This window comes from Agreia sp. (assembly GCF_964263775.1).
Classification (GTDB): domain Bacteria; phylum Actinomycetota; class Actinomycetes; order Actinomycetales; family Microbacteriaceae; genus Agreia.
Genome location: NZ_CAXVWM010000047.1, coordinates 1 through 20,296, shown reverse-complemented (window position 1 = coordinate 20,296; position 20,296 = coordinate 1). Strand labels below are relative to the sequence as shown.

Genomic DNA, 20,296 nt, shown 5'->3' with positions numbered 1-20,296 from the left:
CGACTTCACGCCCCCGTCCGGCACCGAGGTCACGGAGAAGACGATCCCGAATCGTGACGACGCTCCCGCCGACGGCAGCGCGCTTCCGGATGCGGGCACCCACCCCGAGCCGACCGTCACGGGAACGGGATGGGACACGGTCGTCGAACTCCCCGCCGCAGCGGACCCCGCGTCGCTCACCGACTCGCCGATGCTGTCGCAGCTGACGACCTCGGTCGAGGGGGGCCACGTGCTTCAGACCACGCTGCTGACGGTCTTCATCACCGACGACGGACGCGTGCTCGCCGGCGCCGTGCCGGTCGAGAGCCTGCAGGCGGCAGCCGCGCAGTGACCGACGGCATAGTCGCGAGCCCGTCCGACCTCGCGATCGAGACGACGGCGCTCACGAAGCGCTTCGGTCGCCAGACCGTAGTCGACGACCTGGCCCTGTCGGTGCCACGCGGTTCCGTCTTCGGCTTCCTCGGCCCCAATGGGTCGGGAAAGACGACGACGATCCGCATGCTGCTGGGACTGGCCCAGGCGAGCGACGGCGAGATAAGTGTGCTGGGCGAGCGTATGCCTCACAAGCTCGGATCGGTGCTGCCCCGCGTCGGGGCCCTGATCGAGGGACCGGGCTTCTACCCGTTCCTATCGGGCTCGGCCAACCTGCGGAGGCTCGACTCCGCCGACGGGTTCGCCCCGGGCGGAACCCGCACTGCCCGGGTCTCCCGAGCCCTCGACCGGGTCGGCCTCGGTCACGCGGCCGACAAAAAGGTGCGAGCCTACTCCCTGGGAATGAAGCAGCGCCTCGGCATCGCCAACGCCCTCCTCACGCCGCGCGATCTGATCGTGCTCGACGAGCCGACCAACGGCCTCGACCCGCAGGGAACTCGCGAGGTGCGCAGTCTCATCCGGTCGCTCGCCGACGAGGGAACGACCGTGTTCGTCTCGAGCCACCTGCTGGCCGAGATCGAGCAGATGTGCACCCACGCGGCTGTCATGCGGGCAGGCCGACTCGTGGCCCAGGGAACGCTCGACGAGCTGCGCTCTGCGGGCTCGACCCGGGTGAGCGTCACGACGCCCGACACCGACGCCGCCGCCCGAGTGCTGCTCGCGCTGGGTCTCGACCCCGGGCATCCGGATGCGACGGGCCCGGTCGCCGAGGCGACCGCCGGCGCGGCCGTGGCCAGCCCCGTCGGCACCACCCTCTCGGCGGCCTTGCCCGAGACTGTCGCGGCCGAAGACATCGTCGCGGCCCTCGTCGCCGCCGAAGTGCGGGTGCGCGGCTTCAGCGTCGAGCACGCGTCGCTCGAAGATCTCTTCGTGGCGCTCACCGGGGAGGGATTCGATGTCGTTCAGTGATTCGCCCCGCACCGGCCTGGCCGATCGCCGTGCCACGCGCAGCATCGGAGCGGGTTTCTTCGCCTCCGAACTCGTCGTGCTGTTCCGCCGACGCCGCACCTGGGCGATGCTCCTGGCGCTCGCGGCCGTGCCCATTCTCATCGCCGTCGCCGTGCGCGTCTCCTCAGCGGGCTCGAGCGGTCGCGGACCGGCGTTCATCGACAGCATCACCCAGAACGGTCTCTTCGTCGGCATCGCCGGGCTCACCATCGCGATCCCGCTCTTCCTTCCGCTGACGGTCGGCGTCGTCGCTGGCGACTCGATAGCCGGGGAGGCGAATACGGCGACTCTGCGCTACCTGCTGGTCTCCCCCGTCGGGCGCATTCGCCTCCTCGTCGTGAAGTACCTGGCCGCGATCGTGTTCTGCCTCGCTGCCACCCTCACCCTGTCGATCGCGGGCATCCTCATCGGCATCGCGCTGTTCCCGGTCGGACCGGTCACCCTGCTCTCTGGAGACACCGTGGGCATAGGCGACTCGCTCGTTCGCTCGCTGCTGATCGCCCTCTACGCCACGGTGTCGCTACTCGGCCTCTCGGCGATCGGGTTGTTCATCTCGACGCTCACCGACGCGCCGGTCGGAGCCATGGCCGCCACGGTTGTACTGTCGATCGTGGCTCAGGTGCTGGATTCGCTGTCACAAACCGAGTGGCTGCATCCGTGGCTCTTCAGCCACTACTGGCTGAACTTCGCCGACTTGCTGCGCCAGCCCATCGAGTGGTCGTCGTTCGGTCAGAACGCGGTGCTGCAGCTCGGCTATGTCGTGGTCTTCGGGGCACTCGCCTATGGACGATTCTCGACCAAGGACATCCTGTCGTAACGTGCGCCGTCCCGTGTGACGGTCAGTGCGTCTCGCGTCGAGTTCTGCGGGCGACGACGAGCTTGGCGAGGGCGCGCCAGCCGAACAGGAAGACGGCGAGCACCAGCAGGGTCACGATCACGAACGACAGGGCGACTCCCTGACCGCTCAGGGCCCTGAGCGCCACGCCGACGGCGACCGTGGATGCCCAGACCGGCAGGGCCGCTCTCCGCAGCGACAGGGGCTCACGCCACGCTCGTGAGACCAGCCAGCCCAGGGCTAGGCCCGCAACGAAGGGCCATGCGGTGTTCAGCGTGCCGAGCAGCGTGAAGCCCTCTTCGTGACTGCCTCGGCCGATGAGCACGAAGACGAGCACCAGCACGAGGTCGGCAGCGGCGGCGATGAGGGCGAGTCGAGGGGCTGCGACGGGGGTGGGCACGGGAAGATCCTACGGTTCTCAGCCCTGTGATGGCGCCGCTCGGGGCGATGTCGGAGGGTGCCTGTTGACTTGGAACATGCCCACGATGAACGATACGCACGCACCGCCCGGTCATCATCGATCAAGCCCTCTCGCTGCCGGCAGAGAGCCGAATTCCTTTCGAAGAGGCCATCCTGCCCGAGGCCGAGACTCTGACCGTCGCCAAGCTCGAGCGGCGTGCCCGGCGCCTGCGGGAGATCAGGCACCCGGAGAGCATCCAGGCGAGAAAGGCGCGGGCGGCGCTCGACCGTTCGATCGAGCTGAAACCGGCGCACGCCGGCATGTCCTGGCTCACGGCTTACGTGCCGTGCGAGCGTCCTCAGGCGGTCCACAACCGACTGAGCGACATCGCACGGGGCCTTCAGACGGCCGACGAGAGCCGCTCACTCACCCAGCTGATCGGCGATGTCGCTCTCGACCTTCTCGAGAACGGCGAGCCGGCGCTCTCCGGGGCGACCCAGGGCATCCGACCGACCGTGTTAGTCACCGTGCCCGCCCTCACGTTGATCGGGGTCAGCGACGAACCGGCCACACTCGAAGGATACGGACCGATCGATGCCGACACCGCGCGGCGGGTGGCTGCACACGCTCCGAGCTTCTTCCGACTTCTCACGCATCCCGAGACGGGCACTGTGCTGTCCGTCGGGCGCGACCGCTACGAGGTTCCCGCCGACCTTCGGCGCTGGCTGAGCGTGCGCGACGAGACCTGTCGGGGCTCCAGGGTGCAACAGACTGGCGCGGCGGTGCGATTGCGATCACTGCACCGACTGGAACGTCGGCGGTCTCAAGGCCCACGACAACCTGGCGCATCTCTGCCGTCGGCATCATTCCCTGAAGCACCGCACCGACTGGAGCTACGTGCACCGCGGCGGCGGCACCCTCGAATTCACGTCGCCGACGAAGAAGAAGTACGTCACGCATCCCGCGGTCACGCTGAAAGGAGCGCCCACCCTGTAAGCGGCTCGACGCTCCTCTCGCAATCTGTTTCGCGTGCTCGTCTGCTCGTCTGCTCGCGTGCTCGTCGTCTACCGCTTGCGCTTCTCACGCACTCGCATGCTGACGATGATCGGCGAGCCTTCGAAGCCGTAGACCTCGCGCAGCCGGCGCTGAATGTAGCGGCGGTAACCCGGGTCGAGGAACCCCGTCGTGAACAGCACGAATGTCGGCGGCCGGCTCGACGCCTGCGTTCCGAACAGGATGCGCGGCTGCTTGCCGCCACGCACGGGGTGCGGGTGCGCAGACGTGAGCTCCGCCAGAAAAGCGTTGAACTTGCCGGTCGGAAGACGGGTGTCCCACGACTCGAGCGCGAGTTCGAGCGCGGGCACGAGCTTTTCGAGGTGGCGACCCGTCTTGGCCGACATGTTGACCCGGGGCGCCCACGACACGTGGGCGAGATCCTGTTCGATTTCGCGTTCGATGTAGCGCCGACGCTCGTCGTCGAGCATGTCCCACTTGTTGAAAGCGAGAACGAGTGCGCGTCCGGACTCGAGCACGAGGTCGATGATGCGCACATCCTGCTCGCTGATCGGCTCGGTCACGTCGATCATCACGACGGCGACCTCGGCCTTCTCCAGGGCCGCCGAGGTGCGCAGTGACGCATAGAAGTCGGCACCCTGCTGCAGGTGCACCCTGCGTCGAATACCGGCGGTGTCGACGAACCGCCAGATGCGTCCGGCGATCTCGACCTGCTCGTCGACCGGGTCGCGGGTCGTTCCGGCGAGTTCGTTGACGACGACGCGTTCCTCGCCGGCGGCCTTGTTGAGCAGCGACGACTTGCCGACGTTGGGGCGCCCGAGAATGGCGACGCGCCGCGGCCCGCCCACTTCCTGCTTGGCCACGGCAGAGACCGGCGGCAGATCTTTCAGGATGATGTCGAGCAGGTCGGCGACGCCCCGGCCGTGGAGCGCGGAGACCGGGTATGGCTCGCCGAGGCCCAGCGACCACAGCGCCGAGGCGTTGGGCTCCTGGCGCAGGTCATCGACCTTGTTCGCGGCGAGGTAAACCGGCTTCTTCGCCTTGCGCAGCAGGCGAACGACGTGCTCGTCGGTCGATGTGGCGCCGACGTTGGCGTCGACGACGAAGAGAACGGCGTCGGCGAGGTCAATGGCGATCTCGGCCTGCATGGCGACGGACGCATTGATGCCCTTCGCGTCGGGTTCCCAGCCGCCTGTATCGACGAGGGTGAAGAAGCGGTCGTTCCATTCGGCCTTGTACGAGACGCGGTCGCGGGTGACACCGGGGGTGTCCTCCACGACGGCCTCGCGGCGGCCGAGGATGCGGTTCACGAGTGCACTCTTGCCGACGATCGGGCGGCCGACGATCGCGAGCACGGGAAGCGCCGGCAGGTAGGTGATGGCGTCGGGGTCGTCGGTCGCGGCCTCAAGGACCTCGAGGTCGTCGTCGTCGAGTTCGAAGTCGGCGAGGCCTCTGCGCAGCGTCTCGGTGCGCGCGGAGATCAGCTCGTCGTCGAGTCCGCCGAGGCGGTCGCCGAGGGTGGGGTCGGTGCCCTCGAAGTCGTCTTCGGAGTCGGTCATCGGGCTGGACGGGTTGGGAGCCTTTTTATCGGCCATGCGAGATCCTCGCTGTTTGAGTGTGGACGATCTCGACCACCGCGTTAACGGTCTGGTCGAAGTCGAGTTCGGTTGAATCGAGGGTGAGAACACCATCGGCGGCGTTCATGAAATCGACGACTCGAGAGTCGGCCTGATCTCGAAACCGGAGCTGTTCACCCACGACGGCAGCACTCTGATCGGTCAGTTCCTTGGAACGCCTCGCCATTCTAGCCTCTTCGGACGCCGTCAGCAGGATTCTGACGGGCGCATCGGATGCGACGACGGTCGTGATGTCGCGCCCCTCGACCACGATGCCCGGGTTCGGCGTGGCCCGGATGATGCGCCGGAACAGCGAGGTCAGCCCGGCGCGCACCTCGGCAATCTTCGAGATGTGCCGCACGGCGTTCGTCACGCGGGGTTCCCGAATGGCCTCGGTCACGTCAGTCTCGCCGACCCGCACGAAGTACGCGTCGGGATCGGTTCCGATGAACAGGTCGAAGGTCTTCTGTGCGTCGATGGCGGCGGCCGGGTCCTCAAGGTCGACGCCGCGCTCGAGCAGGCTCCAGGCCAGAGCGCGATAGCAGGCGCCCGAATCGAGATAGGCGTACCCGAGGGCGCCGGCCGCTTCCTTGCTCACGCTCGATTTGCCGCTGCCCGCCGGGCCGTCGATGGCGACCACGAATGTGGTGTCGCCGTTCGTGTCGGCGAAGTTCTCGTATGGTGTGCTCTCACGATGTGGGGTGGTCATGCTGCAATCCTCCAGCCGCGCTGCGACAGTTCGTCGGTGAGGCGCTGCACCGCTTCGGGCAGCACCGAGATTTCGGCCAGGCCGATCTGGGCGCCCGGCGAGTGCTCGAGGCGCAGGTCTTCGAGGTTCACGTTCGCCTCACCGATCTCGACGAAGAGCCGAGCCAGTTCGCCCGGCTTGTCGTCGACCATGACGACCAGGGTCGAGTACCGCCTGTCGAGCCCGTGCTTGCCGGGGATGCGGGAGACGCCCACGTTTCCTCCGACGAGCTCCTCGTTGATGCGGCGGCGTGACGACCCGTGCGAGGGCTGCTCGAGCGCCTCGATGAACCGGTCGAGGTCATCGCGAAAGTCTCGCAGCACCGAGGCTACGGGCGCGGCGTTGGCACCGAGGATCTGCACCCAGAGCTCCGGGTCGCTCGCCGCGATCCGGGTGACGTCGCGCAGGCCCTGGCCCGACAGGTTCACGGCAGCCTCAGGCGCGTCGGTGAGCCGTCTCGCCATCACGCTCGAGATCACCTGGGGAACGTGCGACACGAGCGCCACCGATGAGTCGTGCTGCTCCGGGCTCATCTCGACGAGGGTTGCTCCGAGGTCGAGGATGAGGGCGTCGAGCAGCGCCCCGCGCTGATTCGAGACTCCCCCGTGGTCCGCCACGACCCAGGGGCGTCCGAGAAACAGATCGGCTCGGCCCGACAGGGGGCCGCCCCGCTCGCGTCCCGCGAGCGGATGCGAACCCAGGTACCGCGACACGTCGGCACCGGATGCGCGCAGCTCGGCCAGCGGTGCGAGTTTGACGCTCGCGACATCGGTCACGAGGGCGTCGGGGTACGCGAGAAGCTCGCCGGCGACGATCTGCGCCGTCACGTCGGGGGGCACGCAGACGACGATGATCTGCGGCGAATCGTCGGGCCGCGCACCTCGGCCTGCGCCGTAGTCGATGGCGATGCTCAGATTGGTCGGCGATGCGTCCGCGAGGATGACGTCGACGTCGCGGGCACGGAGGCCGAGGCCGATGCTCGTGCCCAACAACCCGACACCGACGACGCGCACCTGGCCGGTGAGGCGGGATTCAGCCATGGCTACTCCCCTGTCTCGAGCGACGTCTCGAGCGACGGCTCGGACGACGCAGCCGGCTTGGGCGAGTCCTTCGAGCGCGACAGCGTGAGGATCTGGCCGAGCTCGGTGCCGCTGAGTTGCCGCGTCGCACCCACGCGCAGGTTGCCGAGGTGCACCGGACCGAACGACCGGCGCACCAGGTCGACGACCGGATGCCCGACCTCTTTCAGCATGCGGCGCACGATGCGGTTGCGGCCGGAGTGCAGGGTGATCTCGATGAGGCTGAAGCCGTTCGAGGTCTCGAGCAGTCGCGCCTTGTCGGCCGCGATCGGACCGTCCTCCAGGTCGATTCCGTTCGTGAGCCTCTGCACGGTCTGGGGCGTCATCGCTCCGCGCACCTTGGCGATGTAGGTCTTCAGCACGCCGAACGACGGATGTGCGAGAACGTGTGCGAGGTCACCGTCGTTCGTGAGGATCAGCAGTCCCGACGTCTCGGCGTCGAGGCGACCGACGTTGAACAGTCTCTCGTCGTACTGGTCTGTGAACTCGCGCAGATCCGGTCGGCCGTTCTCATCTGCGAGGCTCGACACGATGCCCACGGGCTTGTTGAGCATCACGTAGCGCTTCGACTGGTCGAGCTGGATGGCGATGTTGTCGACGGCGAGCGTGTCGACGACCGCATCGATGCGGCGCCCGGGTTCGCGCACGACCTGGCCGTTTACGCGTACGCGTCCCGCGGCGATCAACTCCTCCGAGGCCCGCCGTGATGCGACGCCCGCGGCCGCCATCGCTTTCTGCAGTCGAACGCCGGTCTCATCCGACGACTTCGCCTCGTGGGCCGATCCTGGTCTTTTGTCATCGAAGTTGTTCATCAAAGCCTTCCGCGCCGTCTGCGAGCAGTGGCGAGATCCGGGGGAGTTCGTCGAGGGAGTTGAGGCCCAACTGCGTGAGCACGAGATCCGTCGTGCCGTAGAGGATCGCGTGCGTCTCGGCATCCGTCGACGCCTCGGTGATGAGACCGCGGCCGAGCAGGGTGCGCACGACAGAGTCCACGTTGACGGCACGGATCGACGCGATCGAACCTCGGGAGATGGGCTGCTTGTACGCGATCACGGCGAGCGTCTCGAGGGCGGCCTGGCTCAGCCGCGACGGGTTCTGGGTCGAGACGAAGTCGGTGACCACGTAGTCGTAGTCTGCACGAACGTAGATGCGCCAGCCGCCCCCGACCTCCCGCAGCTCGAACCCGCGCGTGACCGACCCGCCGACGCCGTCGAAGTCGTCGACGAGCCGCTCGATGGCCTGCCGAACGACGGCGACGGGGCGTGACACGGCCGTGGCGAGGGCGACCAGGCTCTGCGGCTCGTCGGCGACCATGAGGATGGCCTCGAGTGCGCGGTCGACGTCGGACACCGGCACGGGCGCCGGCGCAACCGGGTCGTCGGGTGAAGCGATGTCGTCGATCGACGTGTCAGTTGTCATAGTCCGCTCCCAGATTAGAGAGGTTCTCCTCGGTCCACGACTCGGCCGTCCAACTGACCGTGAGTTCGCCGAGTGGTTCGATCTGCTCAAACGAGATCGACGCGTGCCGGTACAGCTCGAGCACCGCGAGGAAGCGAGCAATCACGATCCCCTTCTCGGCGATGCCGGCGATCAACTGTCCAAACGACACGGGCCCGCCGCTCGAGCGCAGCAACGTCACGACGTGGGCCGCCTGTTCCCGGATGCTCACCAGCGGCGCGTGCAGATGCTCCAGTCCCACGGTCGGGATCTCCCGCGGGGCCACCGCCAGGGCCGCAAGCGCGGCGAAGTCGTCGGGGGTCAGTGTCCAGACGAGTTCAGGGGTCTGCTGTCGGTATTTCTCCTCGAGTCGCACCTGTCTCACATGGCGAGTCGACTCGGCGTCGAGGCTCTCGCCGAACCAGCGGGCGACCTGCTTGAACGCCCGATACTGCAGCAGGCGCGCGAACAGCAGGTCTCGCGCCTCGAGCAATGCCACGTCTTCGGCGTCGACCAGTTCGCCCTGCGGCAGCAGGCCCACGATCTTGAGGTCGAGCAGGGTCGCGGCGACCACGAGAAACTCCGACGCACGGTCGAGCTCCTCCGCAGAGTCGAGGCCCCGGAGGAAACCGATGAACTCATCGGTGACGGTGCTGAGCGCGATGTCGGTGATGTCGAGTTCGTGCTTCGAGATGAGCGAGAGCAGCAGGTCGAACGGGCCCTCGAAGTTATCGAGCCGGAGTTCGAACGCGGGCGGTTTCTCGCCCGCGAGCAGGTCTGGGCTAGGCGACCGCGCCACGCGCGACCAGTTCTCGGGCGAGTTGCATGTAGGCCTTCGCCGCCGCGTGCTCCGGCGCGAACTGGGTGATGGGGCGGCCCGCGACCGACGCGTCGGGAAACTTGACCGTGCGCCCGATCACGGTTTCGAGCACGGCGTCGCCGAACGCATCCACCACCCGCTCGAGCACCTCGCGGGAGTGAAGAGTGCGCGGGTCGTACATAGTGGCGAGGATGCCGTCGAGTTCGATGGCGGGGTTGAGCCGGTCGCGCACCTTGTCGATCGTCTCGACGAGCAGTGCGACGCCGCGGAGCGCGAAGAACTCGCATTCGAGCGGGATGAACACTCCGTGACTGGCGGTGAGGGCGTTGATCGTGAGGAGTCCGAGCGAGGGCTGGCAATCGATGAGGATCACGTCGTAGTCAGAGCTGACCTTACGCAGCACGCGAGCAAGGATCGTCTCGCGGGCGACCTCGTTGACGAGGTGCACTTCGGCGGCAGACAGGTCGATGTTCGCGGGGATGACGTCGAGGCCCTCGACCGACGTGTGTTGGATCGCGGCAGACGGATCCTTCGCGCTGCCGAGCAGCAGGTCGTAGATCGTCAGGGCGTCGTGCGTGTTCACGTTGAGCCCGGCCGAGAGGGCGCCCTGCGGATCGAAGTCGATGGCGAGCACTCGTCGTCCATAGCCGGCGAGGGTCGCTCCGAGGTTGATGGTGGTCGTCGTCTTGCCGACTCCACCCTTCTGGTTGCAGAGCGAGATGATGCGCGCGGGGCCGTGCGACTTCAGGGGGGCGGGATCGGGAAACTCGCGCAGGGGTCGCCCCGTGGGGCCGAACTTCGGTGTCTCGAGTCCCGGAAGCTCGGACCGACCGGTGTTCTTGTTGCCCGCCACGAACGCTGCTCCCATTCCTTCCGGCAGCTGTCGCCGGATCGAACTCAACTGTACCGGCCCCGCGTCGCCGCACCGTGTAGGCGTATCAGCGCGCCCGCGGGTGCGCCGTCACATACATGTCGCGCAGCGTGTCGGCGGTGACGAGCGTGTACAGCTGTGTGGTGGCCACGGATGAGTGACCCAGCAGGTCCTGCACGACCCGCACATCCGCGCCTCCCTGCAACAGATGAGTTGCAAACGAATGACGGAACGTGTGCGGAGACACGTGCGCTTCGAGTTCGGCACGCCGGGCGACCGACTGGATGACGAGCCACGCACCCTGCCTCGACAGTCGCTGTCCGCGCTGGCCGAGGAAGAGCCCGGGTGTGGCCCGGCCACGCGCCGACAGAACCGGCCTCGCCCGCACGAGGTAGGCATCCACGGCCTCTCGCGCGTAGCTGCCGACCGGAACGACCCTCTGCTTGCTGCCCTTGCCCACCAGACGAACGATCTCGGAGTCGTCCATCACGTCATCGACGTTGAGTCCGACGGCCTCGGACACTCGTGCGCCCGTGGCGTAGAGCATTTCGAGCAGGGCGCGATCGCGCAGTGCCAAGACGTCGTCACCGATCACGGCGCCGAGAAGGATGCTCATCTGGTCGATCGTGATGGCTTGGGGAAGCCTGCTGGCCAATTTGGGCGGTTTGATCTCTCGAGCCGGATCGGAATCGATCGCTCCCTCGTCGGTGAGGTGGCGATGCAGCCCCCGAACCGACGAGAGGACGCGGGCGACGCTCGACGCGGCCAGCGGGGCCGACTGTGTCTGATCGGCGCGGTCGACCGTGCGAAGCGATCCGGCGAAGAGCCCGACCTGCGCCGGGGTGATGAGGCGCGCGTCACTCACTCCCTGCGCGTCGAGCCAGTCCGTGTAGCGTCTCAGATCACGCGCGTAGGCCGCGAGCGTATTGGCAGACAGGCCTCGCTCAATCGTCAGGTGGCGCAGATACTCATGCACCTGCGGCTCGAGCGCCACGGGCTACGACGACTGTCTGAAGCTGCGAAGCACCTCGCGCTGCGGCCACGGCGCATCGGCCGCCCCCAGGGTCGACCAGCCGCGAGACCGAGAGATCGCCGCCGCATAGACGGCCACCACCAGAGACGGGTTTTGGATGCGCCGGGCGACGACCGCATCGAGCGCCTCGTCGAGCGGCACCCACCGTTTCTCGATGTCGGCCTCTTCGTGCTCGCGTTCGAAGGTGTCGGTGTCGCTGAGGTCTCGAGCAAGATAGACGCGGATCGCCTCGTTGTTTCCGCCGGGGGTCGTCACGTAATCGCTCAGCACGCTCCACGATGCGGCGGCGAGGTCGACCTCCTCGGCGAGTTCGCGCTTGGCCGCCTCGAGGGGATCCTCGTCGGCGACGTCGAGGAGCCCGGCCGGGATCTCCCATTCCCGCGCACGCACGGGATGCCGGTACTGCTTGATCAGAAGCACACGCTCGTTGTCGTCGACGGCGAGAACGGAGACGGCCCCCGTGTGGTCGACGAACTCGCGGGTGATCTGCTGGCCGTTGTAGTCGAAGGTCTCACGTCGAACGTCCCAGATCGCACCCTCGAAGACCACGTCGCTCGACACGACCCTCAGGTCGACGCGCTCGTCGGACAGCACGTTCTGCTGAAGCTGCTGCCCGGACTGGCTCGAGGACCGCTGCTCAGGCACGAGCCGCGACCTCCTCGACATCGCTGCTCGACGACGCCTCGTCTTCAGAGAAGAGACTCGACGCCTCGTGGCGCTCGAGGGCGGCTTCGACCAGCCCGCGGAATAGCGGGTGCGGGTGGCTGGGCCGGCTCCGCAGTTCGGGATGCGCCTGCGTGGCGACGTAGAACGGGTGCACGGCGCGGGGCAGCTCGACGTACTCGACCAGCGACTCGTCGGGCGATGTTCCGCTGAACCAGAGACCCGCGTCTGCGATCTGTGCGCGGAAGTGGTTGTTGACCTCGTAGCGGTGACGGTGTCGCTCGCTCGCGACCGGGCCGCCGTAAAGCGACTCGACGATGGAGCCCGGGGCGAGATCGGCCTCGTAGAGCCCGAGGCGCATCGTTCCGCCCAGGTCTCCCCCGGCGATGATGTCGACCTGCTCGGCCATCGTCGCGATCACGGGAAACTCGGTGTCGGGATCGAATTCGCTCGACGACGCACCCTCGAGACCGGCTTCGTGCCGGGCGTACTCGATGACCATGCACTGCAGGCCGAGGCACAGCCCGAGAGTGGGAATTCCGTTCTCCCGCGCGAATCGCAGCGCCCCCAGCTTGCCTTCGATGCCGCGCACGCCGAATCCGCCGGGAACGCAGATACCGTCGACGTCGGACAGCTCCCGGGCGGCACCCTCGGGGGTCTCACAGTCGTCAGACGGGATCCACTTGATGGCGACCTTCGTCTTGTGGGCGAATCCGCCGGCCTTGAGCGCCTCGGTCACCGACAGATACGCATCGGGAAGATCGATGTACTTGCCGACGAGACCGATCGTGACGTCGTGCTTCGGTTCGTGCACGGCCGTGAGGAGCGGCGACCAGCGCGACCAATCGACATCGCCGGCGCCCTCGGCTAGGTCGAGGCTGTCGATGATGTAGGCGTCGAGGCCCTGGTCGTGCAGCATCGTCGGGATGTCGTAGATGCTGGGAACGTCGACGGCGTTCACCACCGCGGCTTCATCGACGTCGCACATCAGGGCGATCTTGCGCTTATTCGACTCCGATACCGGTCGATCGCTGCGCAGCACGAGAGCGTCTGGCTGGATGCCGATGGAACGCAGGGCGGCGACGGAATGCTGGGTGGGCTTCGTCTTCTGCTCGCCCGATGCCCCCATGTAGGGCACCAGCGAGACGTGCACGAAGAAGACGTTCTTGCGGCCGAGTTCGTGCCGTACCTGGCGAGCCGACTCGATGAACGGCTGGCTCTCGATGTCGCCGACCGTTCCCCCGATCTCCGTGATGATCACATCGGGTCTGGCTGAACCGTCTGCGGGCTGCTCGGCCTGGAGGCGCATGCGCCGCTTGATCTCGTCGGTGATGTGCGGGATGACCTGCACCGTGTCGCCGAGGTATTCGCCGCGTCGCTCTTTGGCGATGACGGTCGAGTAGATCTGCCCCGTCGTGACGTTGGCCGCCTGGTCGAGGTTGATGTCGAGGAAGCGCTCGTAGTGACCGATGTCGAGGTCGGTCTCTGCGCCGTCGTCGGTCACGAAGACCTCTCCGTGCTGGAACGGGTTCATCGTTCCCGGATCCACATTGAGGTAGGGGTCGAGCTTCTGCATCACGACGTGCAGCCCACGAGCCGTGAGCAGGTTGCCAAGACTCGCGGCGGTGAGGCCCTTGCCGAGACTGGATACCACGCCGCCCGTGACGAAGATGTGCTTCGTCGGGGTGTTCGAAATCGAGGGGAGGTCGGTCACCGGAGCGCCCGCCTGGGATGCCATCGACGAGCCGGAAAGGACCTGGGTTTTTTGACCATCTGCCACGGAGTTTCATCCTAACAGTCGCTGCGGGCGGTGTGACCCGCGGATCTCGCTCGGCGGGCGTGCCGATCGAGCCGTGCTACCCCGAAGACGCGAGCTCGAGCAGCTCGCGGGCATGTTCGAGACCACTCTTCGAATCGGGAAGACCGGAGAGAAGACGGGCCATCTCTGCCGCCCTCGCGTCGCCGTCGAGCTGTGTGACGCTCGACGCAGTGACCGCACCCGACGAGTCTTTGACGACACTCAGGTGGTTCGTGGCGAACGCTGCGACCTGGGCGAGGTGCGTGACGACGATCACCTGCGACGTCTCGGCCAGAAGCGCGAGTCGGCGTCCGATCTCGATGGCGGCCGCCCCTCCGATTCCGGCGTCGACCTCGTCGAAAACGAAGGTGGGAACAGGATCGGTGGCGGCGAGGACGACTTCGATGGCGAGCATCACGCGCGAGAGCTCGCCGCCCGAGGCGCCCTTGGCCAACGGACGCGGAGTGCTGCCGCCGTGGGGCTGCAGCAGGAAGGTTATCGCGTCCGCTCCCGAGGCCGTCAGCTCGTCTCTGGCCGATATCTCGATGACCAGCCGGGCCGTGGGCATGGCCAGCGCGGCGAGTTCGTCGGTCACCCGCGATGACAGTGCGATGGCCGCCTCCGTTCGCGCGGAGGTGAGTTCGGTGGCCAGTGCAACAGACCGCGTATCGAGATCCTCGAGTTCGGCGCCGAGCTGCTCGATGCGTTCGGAATCGTTGTCGAGCTCGAGCAGTCTCGGACCGGCGGCCTCGCCGAACCGGATGACATCGCCGAGTTCCGGTCCGTATTTTCTGGCCAGTACTGCCAGCGACGCGCGTCGCTGCTGAATCGATTCGAGCTCTGCTGCCCCATCTGCATCGAGCGAAGCGAGGTAGCTCGACAGCTGGGTGGACACCTCGGCGACGAGGAACCCGGCGCTGGCCAACGACTCCACGATGGGCTGCAGAGCCGCGTCATGCGGTGCGACCCGTTCGAGTTGGCGACGCGCATTCTCGAGGAGTCCGATGATGTCGGGGTGCGAGTCGCCGGTTTCGCTCGAGACGAGATCGCGAGACTCTTCGGCCGCCAGCCGCAGGTCTTCGAGGTTGGTGAGCTTCTCAGCGCGCTCCACGAGTTCGATGTCTTCGCCATCGACCGGGGCGACGTCGTCGATCTCGGCCAGGGCGACCCGGAGCCCCTCGGCCTCTCTCGCGCGTTCGTCGCGCTCCTCGACGAGCCGCGCGAGCTCCGCTCGGGCGGCGCGGGCCTGGCTGAAAACACCCGAGTACCGCGCTGAGACACCCGCGACCGTCTCGCCGGCGAATCGGTCGAGGGCCGAGCGCTGCTCGGCCGACGAGGTCAGCCTCATCTGGTCTGCTTGCCCATGAACCACGATGAGATGCTCGCCGAGCTCGGCGAGAAGGCTGGCGGGTGCGCCCCGACCTCCGACGACGGCCCGGCTGCGGCCTTCGCTCGAGACAGTGCGCAGCAGGATGAGCTCCGCCAGGTCGCTGCCCTGAAGGTCGAGGTCTCCCCCGGCGTCCTTCACCCGGATCGCGACCTCGCCCGACGCGGGAACGAGCCATCGACCCTCGACGGAGGCCTGCTTGCTGCCACTTCGGACCGTTCCGGAATCGGCGCGTGCACCGAGGACGAGCCCAAGGGCCTGGACGACCATCGTCTTGCCGGCTCCTGTCTCGCCCGTCACGGCGTTGAAGCCGGGGCCGAGGGGAAGCACGGCATCGTCGATGACGCCGAGGTCACGAATGGAGATCTCGTTAATCACGGGTCGCGGGGCCTCTCCATCCTGTGACGGGCAGGTTGAACTTGCCCACGAGCCGATCCGAGAACGGCCCGAGGTGCAGCCGCGCCAGCCTCACGGGAGTCGGCGACCGGCGCACCACCACACGCGCGCCCAAGGGAAGATCGTGGGTACGCCTGCCGTCGCACCACAGGACACCCGTGCCTTGTGTGCGGGGAAGGACCTCGACCGCCAGGGCGGAATCGGGACCGACCACGAGGGGACGTGCGAACAGGGCATGAGGACTGAGCGGCACCATGAGCAGTGCATCGAGGCTGGGCCAGACGATGGGACCTCCGGCCGAGAACGCATAGGCCGTCGACCCCGTCGGCGTCGACATCACGACACCGTCGCATCCGAAGCTCGACAACGGCCGGCCGTCGACCTCCATCACGACCTCGAGCATTCGCTCACGGCTGGCCTTCTCGACCGTCGCCTCGTTGAGCGCCCAGGTCTCGTAGACCACTTTGGAGTCGACCTTGACCCGAACCGACAGGGTCATGCGCTCTTCGACGTGATAGTCGCGCGCGAGCGCCCGTCGAACCGACTCGGTGAGATCTTCGCGCTCACTTTCGGCGAGGAATCCGACGTGGCCCAGGTTGACGCCGAGTAGAGGAACAGCGGACCCGCGCACCAGCTCGGCGGCACGAAGAATTGTTCCATCTCCGCCCAGCACGATGACGAGCTCGAGGTCGGCCGTGTCTACGTCGACGCCGAGAACGGGCATCCCTGCGAGCTGCTCGGGATAGGCGCCGACATCGTCGAGCTCTTGAGGCGCGATGACCGCCCTCACTCCGGCTTCGTGCAGCTGCGCGCAGACGCGCACCGCCGCGTCGACGGAGTCTCGGCGGCCGGTGTGCAGCACCACGAGGATATTGCGCTGGCTCGCCATTCTCAGACTCCCGTCATTCTGGTCACGCGATCCAACCATTCTGTCGGATTGCCTCCGACAATCGCGCTCAACCAGATCAGGTACTCCTTGTTTCCCGCCGCACCGACGACTGGGGAGGGCGTGATGCCCGCCGTGCCGAGGCCCAAGTCGAAGGCACTCCACAGAACGCCCGCCACCGCCTCGCCTCTCAATCCCGAATTCTTGACGATGCCTTCTCGGATGCCGGTGCGGCCGACCTCGAACTGCGGCTTGACGAGCAGAACGAAATCCGCGCTCGGCGTCGCCACCGACTGCAGGGCCGGGAGGACGGTTGCCAAGGAGATGAACGACAGATCCGCCACGACGAGTGACGGGGACTCGGCGACCCGAGCGGCCGCGCTCAACGCCTCCGGCGTGGCGAAGCGCACGTTGAAGCCTTCGACGACTCGCACCCGAGGATCGTCCGCGACCACTGGGGCGAGCTGCCCGTGCCCCACATCGAGAGCGATAACCTGCCTCGCACCACGCTCGAGCAGCACCTGGCTGAATCCTCCCGTCGACGCGCCCGCGTCGAGCGCGAGCCGGCCGTCGACGACCACATCTGGAAAGGCATCCAGTGCCGCCACGAGTTTGCCGGCCGCCCGGCTCACATACCCGTCGTCACCGTCGACGGAGAGCGCCTGACCCTCGCGGACCCGGTGAGACGCCTTGACCTGCGCCACGCCGTCGACGCGAACCATTCCGTCTGCGATGAGTTGCGCGGCGTGGGTACGACTCCGGGCGAGGCCCGTGGCCGACAGGGCGGCATCGAGTCGTGACTCAGTCATCGAGGAGAGCGTCCCCGCCCTCGAGGCGCACTCGCAGCGCGTCGTGCAGCTGCACGTATGCGTCTGCCCGCGCATCGAGGGGCTGCTCTTCGATCACCCGCAGGCGCGGGAGAAGCGCGTTCGACGTCTCAGGATCGGTGTCAGTCACAGGTTCCAGCGTAGCGCCGCCATAGGTCTCACCCCGCGTAGAGCTCTTCGGGAACCTGAAGTCCGTAGATGGCACGACCGGAGTTCCAAATGACCGCGCACGCGGCGCGCAGCAGGTCAGTGCGATCGTCGCCGGCCGATGCCACGACCACATCGTTGCCCCGGAGCAGTACCTTCGCGCCACCAACCGTCGCAGTCAGCGAGTCCTTGGAGATCGTCGTCTGCGGGTACGGTTCGAACAGTCCGCGAAGGTCGTCGAGGATGAACTGAGGACGCTCATCGGGCTTCGCCGACAGAAGCTGCTTGGCAGTGTCCACGCCGGTCAGCACGTGGGCGACCGGCATCCCGGCCCGGTTGGCGCCGAGGATGTCGGTGTCGAGCCTGTCGCCGACGAAGAGCGGAGACACGGTCTCGAAGCGCCGTCGCGCTTCGTCGAAAATGGCGATCTCGGGTTTGCCGGCGACCACGGGAAGGCGCCCGACGGCGGTGTGCACGGCCGAGACCAGCGTGCCGTTCCCCGGGGCGATGCCACCGGCAACGGGGATGGTCCAGTCCGTGTTCGTCGCGACCCAGGGAATGCCGCGGTGCAGCGCGAAGCTCGCTTCCGCCAGCTGCTTCCATCCCACCTCGGGAGAGAAGCCCTGGATGACGGCGGCGGGCTCGTCAGCGGATTCGCGGGTCACGCCGAACCCGGCCTTGTCCAACTCGTCGACGAGGCCCTCACCGCCGACAACGAGGATGAGCGACCCTGGCTCGACGAGGTCTGCCAAGAGACGGACGGCGGCCTGGGGACTGGTCACCACATCGCGCGCCTCGACGTCGAGGCCGAAGCTCGACAGGTGCTGTGCGACCTGCTCATCGGTTCTCGACGCATTGTTGGTGATGTAGCCGATTCGGGTGCCGGATGCGGAGACTCGCGACAGAGATTCGACGGCGAACGGAATCGCGTTCGGTCCCTGATAGACGACTCCATCGAGGTCTGCCAGAACAGTGTCCACTCCATCGAGCGGGGTCGCCACGCTACGACTCCGACGGGCGAACAGGTTCATCGCCGTTGTCCCCGGTCCGGCTGTCCGCGCTGGCATCCGCAAGCACGTCGTCGACCGAGTCGAAGATGATGTCTTCCTCGTAGACCTCGACGAGGTCGCCATCGTCGTCACCCAGGGCGGCATCGGCCCGGGCAGCGCGATCCCGCCAGGATTCGGCCTCGTCGGCCCTGCCCAGGTCTTCGAGAACATCTGCATAGGCCGAGAACAGGTCCGCACTGTACGAGTACGCCACGTCAGGGTTCAGCTGGGCGATGTCCAGCTCGTCCAATGCGGCCTCGGTCTGGCCCAGGTCGAGGCGAGCACCGCTCATCGCGATGGCGACAGCGACCTGGGCGGCGGAGGACAACTCCGATCGCTGCACCGAACGACCGACCTCGAGGGCGCGGTCGGGTCTGCCCACACCTCGTTCACTGTCCACCATCAGCGCGAGCTGCTCGTTCGATCCCGAGATGCGGCGGTAGGTACGAAGTTCGCGGATCGCCAGGGCGAAGTCGCCCGTCGCGTACGCCGTGATCGCCAGGGTCTCGCGTACGATGCCGATGCGCCCCGCCCGCCGGGCGGCGGAGGTGGCATGCCGGTGCGCCAACTCGGGATCGGACTCGATCAGCCGGGCGGCCATCGCGAGATGCTGGGCGACTCCCTCGGCATTCTCTTTGCTCAGTGTCTTGAGCTCGTTCCGGGCCCCCTTGTCGAGGTCACGCGCGGTGACGCCTTCGGGAATCTCCGGGTCATCGTGGCGAGGTCGCACAGCCCGCAGGGCGCGCGCCTGCTTCTCTTCCTCACTCAGTTCCGCCTCGCGCGCACGAGCGTCACGATCGTTGCGAGCCGGCTTGCCACCGCTCGTCCACAGCTTTCGATCCGATCCCCTGTCGGGACGTCCGCCGCGCACTGGCCGGTCCCGTTGGGGGCGGTCGCCGTCGCGATTCGGCCGATCCGAGCCGGAGGGCCTTCCTGCATGCGGACCGCTGTTCTGCCGGGGAGAATCGTCTCGTCGTCCGGGTCGCTGTGGACCGCGATCAGGTGAATCGGTCATGAAAATCTCCTCGCGCAAAACTGATCGTTCGGCGTGTTCTGAGTGCTGTGTAGTTGGCTGACGGGGCGCACGCTCGACGCACGAGCGCATTCGACCCTTCGCACACGGTACACGGTGCAAGAGCCGCGGCGCCTCGCGGTCGATCGCGAGTCAGTTGCGAATGGTTAAACACGAATGGCCATTCCCGTGGTGGGAATGGCCATTCGTTTAATTGGAGTCCGGCGGTGTCCTACTCTCCCACAAGGTCCCCCTTGCAGTACCATCGGCGCTGAGAGTCTTAGCTTCCGGGTTCGGAATGTGACCGGGCGTTTCCCTCTCGCTATGGCCGCCGAAACACTAGAGATGTATCTAGAAGTTTCAAACAGACATCAACGATCCATCCCTTTCGACACGTGTGTGTGGGGGGGTGGTGTTGTGTGTGTTTGGTTCTCGACCGTACATCGAGAACCACAGAGTGGACGCAAGCAGTGTTTTTTCGCAGTTTTGGGGTGTTATCAAGTTATCGACTTATTAGTACAGGTCAGCTCCGTAGGTCTTTAGTCCCTACTTCCACATCCTGCCTATCAACCCAGTAGTCTGGCTGGGAGTCTCTCACCATGAATGGTATGGAAATCTCATCTCGAGAACGGCTTCCCGCTTAGATGCTTTCAGCGGTTATCCAGTCCGAACGTAGCTAATCAGCGGTGCTCCTGGCGGAACAACTGACACACCAGAGGTTCGTCCAACCCGGTCCTCTCGTACTAGGGTCAGATTCTCTCAAATTTCCTGCGCGCGCAGAGGATAGGGACCGAACTGTCTCACGACGTTCTAAACCCAGCTCGCGTACCGCTTTAATGGGCGAACAGCCCAACCCTTGGGACCTACTCCAGCCCCAGGATGCGACGAGCCGACATCG

General features: G+C 66.7%; 19 protein-coding genes, 2 rRNA genes and 2 pseudogenes. 4 read left to right on the top strand and 19 right to left on the bottom strand.

All coding sequences use genetic code 11. The features are described 5' to 3' along the window. The 3 genes and pseudogenes from ACE5CZ_RS04325 to ACE5CZ_RS04315 form a co-directional block, all read left to right on the top strand. Positions 1–331 (top strand): annotated as a pseudogene (locus ACE5CZ_RS04325) (DUF2092 domain-containing protein); the annotation flags it as partial. Beyond that, positions 328–1,341 carry an ATP-binding cassette domain-containing protein gene (locus ACE5CZ_RS04320; protein ID WP_374946121.1) on the top strand — a complete coding sequence of 338 codons (1,014 nt, stop codon included), beginning with the start codon at positions 328–330 and terminating at the stop codon, positions 1,339–1,341. The pseudogene ACE5CZ_RS04325 and the gene ACE5CZ_RS04320, both read left to right, overlap by 4 nt. Next, complete coding sequence (locus ACE5CZ_RS04315) at positions 1,328–2,197, top strand: ABC transporter permease (RefSeq protein ID WP_374946120.1); 870 nt, start codon at positions 1,328–1,330, stop codon at positions 2,195–2,197. Before ACE5CZ_RS04320 ends, ACE5CZ_RS04315 begins: the two co-directional genes overlap by 14 nt. Positions 2,198–2,219: 22 nt before the next feature. Here ACE5CZ_RS04315 and ACE5CZ_RS04310 read toward each other — a convergent pair whose 3' ends face one another. After that, on the bottom strand, positions 2,220–2,615 hold the full coding sequence (locus tag ACE5CZ_RS04310) for a DUF3054 domain-containing protein (protein WP_374946119.1): 396 nt from the start codon (positions 2,613–2,615) through the stop codon (positions 2,220–2,222). Between the two features lie 92 nt (positions 2,616–2,707). Between ACE5CZ_RS04310 and ACE5CZ_RS04305 the strand changes: the two are divergent. Continuing rightward, positions 2,708–3,343: pseudogene (locus ACE5CZ_RS04305) on the top strand (DUF222 domain-containing protein); the annotation flags it as partial. A gap of 336 nt (positions 3,344–3,679) precedes the next feature. Here ACE5CZ_RS04305 and der read toward each other — a convergent pair. The 18 genes from der to ACE5CZ_RS04215 all read right to left on the bottom strand — a co-directional run. Next, the gene (gene der, locus ACE5CZ_RS04300) at positions 3,680–5,188 is read right to left on the bottom strand and encodes a ribosome biogenesis GTPase Der (protein ID WP_374946124.1); all 1,509 of its coding nucleotides are present in this window, start codon (positions 5,186–5,188) and stop codon (positions 3,680–3,682) included. A gap of 25 nt (positions 5,189–5,213) precedes the next feature. After that, positions 5,214–5,954 (bottom strand): (d)CMP kinase, encoded by a 741-nt coding sequence (gene cmk, locus ACE5CZ_RS04295; RefSeq protein ID WP_374946118.1) that lies wholly within the window; start codon positions 5,952–5,954, stop codon positions 5,214–5,216. Continuing rightward, a complete protein-coding gene (locus ACE5CZ_RS04290) occupies positions 5,951–7,033 on the bottom strand; it encodes a prephenate dehydrogenase (protein WP_374946117.1) in 1,083 nt (360 codons plus the stop codon). Before ACE5CZ_RS04290 ends, cmk begins: the two co-directional genes overlap by 4 nt. 2 nt (positions 7,034–7,035) lie before the next feature. Then, positions 7,036–7,884 carry a pseudouridine synthase gene (locus ACE5CZ_RS04285; protein WP_374946116.1) on the bottom strand — a complete coding sequence of 283 codons (849 nt, stop codon included), beginning with the start codon at positions 7,882–7,884 and terminating at the stop codon, positions 7,036–7,038. Next, positions 7,868–8,491: an SMC-Scp complex subunit ScpB gene (scpB, locus tag ACE5CZ_RS04280; RefSeq protein WP_374946115.1), complete on the bottom strand. Its 624-nt coding sequence runs from the start codon at positions 8,489–8,491 to the stop codon at positions 7,868–7,870. Before scpB ends, ACE5CZ_RS04285 begins: the two co-directional genes overlap by 17 nt. Next, positions 8,481–9,284, bottom strand: coding sequence for a segregation and condensation protein A (locus tag ACE5CZ_RS04275; protein ID WP_374946123.1), 804 nt, complete (start codon positions 9,282–9,284; stop codon positions 8,481–8,483). Before ACE5CZ_RS04275 ends, scpB begins: the two co-directional genes overlap by 11 nt. Positions 9,285–9,291: 7 nt before the next feature. Further along, positions 9,292–10,197 (bottom strand): ParA family protein, encoded by a 906-nt coding sequence (locus ACE5CZ_RS04270; protein WP_374946114.1) that lies wholly within the window; start codon positions 10,195–10,197, stop codon positions 9,292–9,294. A gap of 70 nt (positions 10,198–10,267) precedes the next feature. Then, a complete protein-coding gene (xerD, locus tag ACE5CZ_RS04265) occupies positions 10,268–11,194 on the bottom strand; it encodes a site-specific tyrosine recombinase XerD (protein ID WP_374946113.1) in 927 nt (308 codons plus the stop codon). A 3-nt stretch (positions 11,195–11,197) separates the two neighbouring features. Next, positions 11,198–11,878: an NUDIX domain-containing protein gene (locus ACE5CZ_RS04260; protein WP_374946112.1), complete on the bottom strand. Its 681-nt coding sequence runs from the start codon at positions 11,876–11,878 to the stop codon at positions 11,198–11,200. Then, entirely contained in the window at positions 11,871–13,634 is a 1,764-nt protein-coding gene (locus ACE5CZ_RS04255) for a CTP synthase (protein ID WP_374946122.1), read from the bottom strand. Before ACE5CZ_RS04255 ends, ACE5CZ_RS04260 begins: the two co-directional genes overlap by 8 nt. A 118-nt stretch (positions 13,635–13,752) precedes the next feature. Continuing rightward, complete coding sequence (recN, locus tag ACE5CZ_RS04250; RefSeq protein WP_374946111.1) at positions 13,753–15,459, bottom strand: DNA repair protein RecN; 1,707 nt, start codon at positions 15,457–15,459, stop codon at positions 13,753–13,755. Beyond that, positions 15,452–16,366: an NAD kinase gene (locus ACE5CZ_RS04245; protein WP_374946110.1), complete on the bottom strand. Its 915-nt coding sequence runs from the start codon at positions 16,364–16,366 to the stop codon at positions 15,452–15,454. Before ACE5CZ_RS04245 ends, recN begins: the two co-directional genes overlap by 8 nt. Before the next feature lie 2 nt (positions 16,367–16,368). Beyond that, positions 16,369–17,172, bottom strand: coding sequence for a TlyA family RNA methyltransferase (locus ACE5CZ_RS04240; RefSeq protein ID WP_374946109.1), 804 nt, complete (start codon positions 17,170–17,172; stop codon positions 16,369–16,371). After that, a complete protein-coding gene (locus tag ACE5CZ_RS04235) occupies positions 17,165–17,320 on the bottom strand; it encodes a hypothetical protein (RefSeq protein WP_374946108.1) in 156 nt (51 codons plus the stop codon). Before ACE5CZ_RS04235 ends, ACE5CZ_RS04240 begins: the two co-directional genes overlap by 8 nt. A gap of 28 nt (positions 17,321–17,348) precedes the next feature. Then, the gene (locus ACE5CZ_RS04230) at positions 17,349–18,368 is read right to left on the bottom strand and encodes an HAD-IIA family hydrolase (protein ID WP_374946107.1); all 1,020 of its coding nucleotides are present in this window, start codon (positions 18,366–18,368) and stop codon (positions 17,349–17,351) included. Beyond that, the gene (locus ACE5CZ_RS04225) at positions 18,340–19,257 is read right to left on the bottom strand and encodes a hypothetical protein (RefSeq protein WP_374946106.1); all 918 of its coding nucleotides are present in this window, start codon (positions 19,255–19,257) and stop codon (positions 18,340–18,342) included. The genes ACE5CZ_RS04230 and ACE5CZ_RS04225 overlap by 29 nt, the downstream gene beginning before the upstream one ends. A gap of 360 nt (positions 19,258–19,617) precedes the next feature. Continuing rightward, positions 19,618–19,734: ribosomal RNA gene (gene rrf, locus ACE5CZ_RS04220) — 5S ribosomal RNA — on the bottom strand. 157 nt (positions 19,735–19,891) lie between these two features. Beyond that, positions 19,892–20,296 (bottom strand): 23S ribosomal RNA (locus ACE5CZ_RS04215); the annotation flags it as partial.

Excerpts from the sequence above, each read along its gene's own strand:
- cmk (WP_374946118.1), bottom strand. The coding sequence starts at position 5,954 with ATGACCACCCCACATCGTGAGAGCACACCATACGAGAACTTCGCCGAC.
- ACE5CZ_RS04285 (WP_374946116.1), bottom strand. The coding sequence starts at position 7,884 with ATGAACAACTTCGATGACAAAAGACCAGGATCGGCCCACGAGGCGAAG.
- der (WP_374946124.1), bottom strand. The coding sequence starts at position 5,188 with ATGACCGACTCCGAAGACGACTTCGAGGGCACCGACCCCACCCTCGGC.
- scpB (WP_374946115.1), bottom strand. The coding sequence starts at position 8,491 with ATGACAACTGACACGTCGATCGACGACATCGCTTCACCCGACGACCCG.
- ACE5CZ_RS04270 (WP_374946114.1), bottom strand. The coding sequence starts at position 10,197 with ATGGGAGCAGCGTTCGTGGCGGGCAACAAGAACACCGGTCGGTCCGAG.
- ACE5CZ_RS04255 (WP_374946122.1), bottom strand. The coding sequence starts at position 13,634 with ATGGCATCCCAGGCGGGCGCTCCGGTGACCGACCTCCCCTCGATTTCG.
- ACE5CZ_RS04240 (WP_374946109.1), bottom strand. The coding sequence starts at position 17,172 with ATGACTGAGTCACGACTCGATGCCGCCCTGTCGGCCACGGGCCTCGCC.
- ACE5CZ_RS04315 (WP_374946120.1), top strand. The coding sequence starts at position 1,328 with ATGTCGTTCAGTGATTCGCCCCGCACCGGCCTGGCCGATCGCCGTGCC.
- ACE5CZ_RS04230 (WP_374946107.1), bottom strand. The coding sequence starts at position 18,368 with ATGAACCTGTTCGCCCGTCGGAGTCGTAGCGTGGCGACCCCGCTCGAT.
- ACE5CZ_RS04245 (WP_374946110.1), bottom strand. The coding sequence starts at position 16,366 with ATGGCGAGCCAGCGCAATATCCTCGTGGTGCTGCACACCGGCCGCCGA.
- ACE5CZ_RS04290 (WP_374946117.1), bottom strand. The coding sequence starts at position 7,033 with ATGGCTGAATCCCGCCTCACCGGCCAGGTGCGCGTCGTCGGTGTCGGG.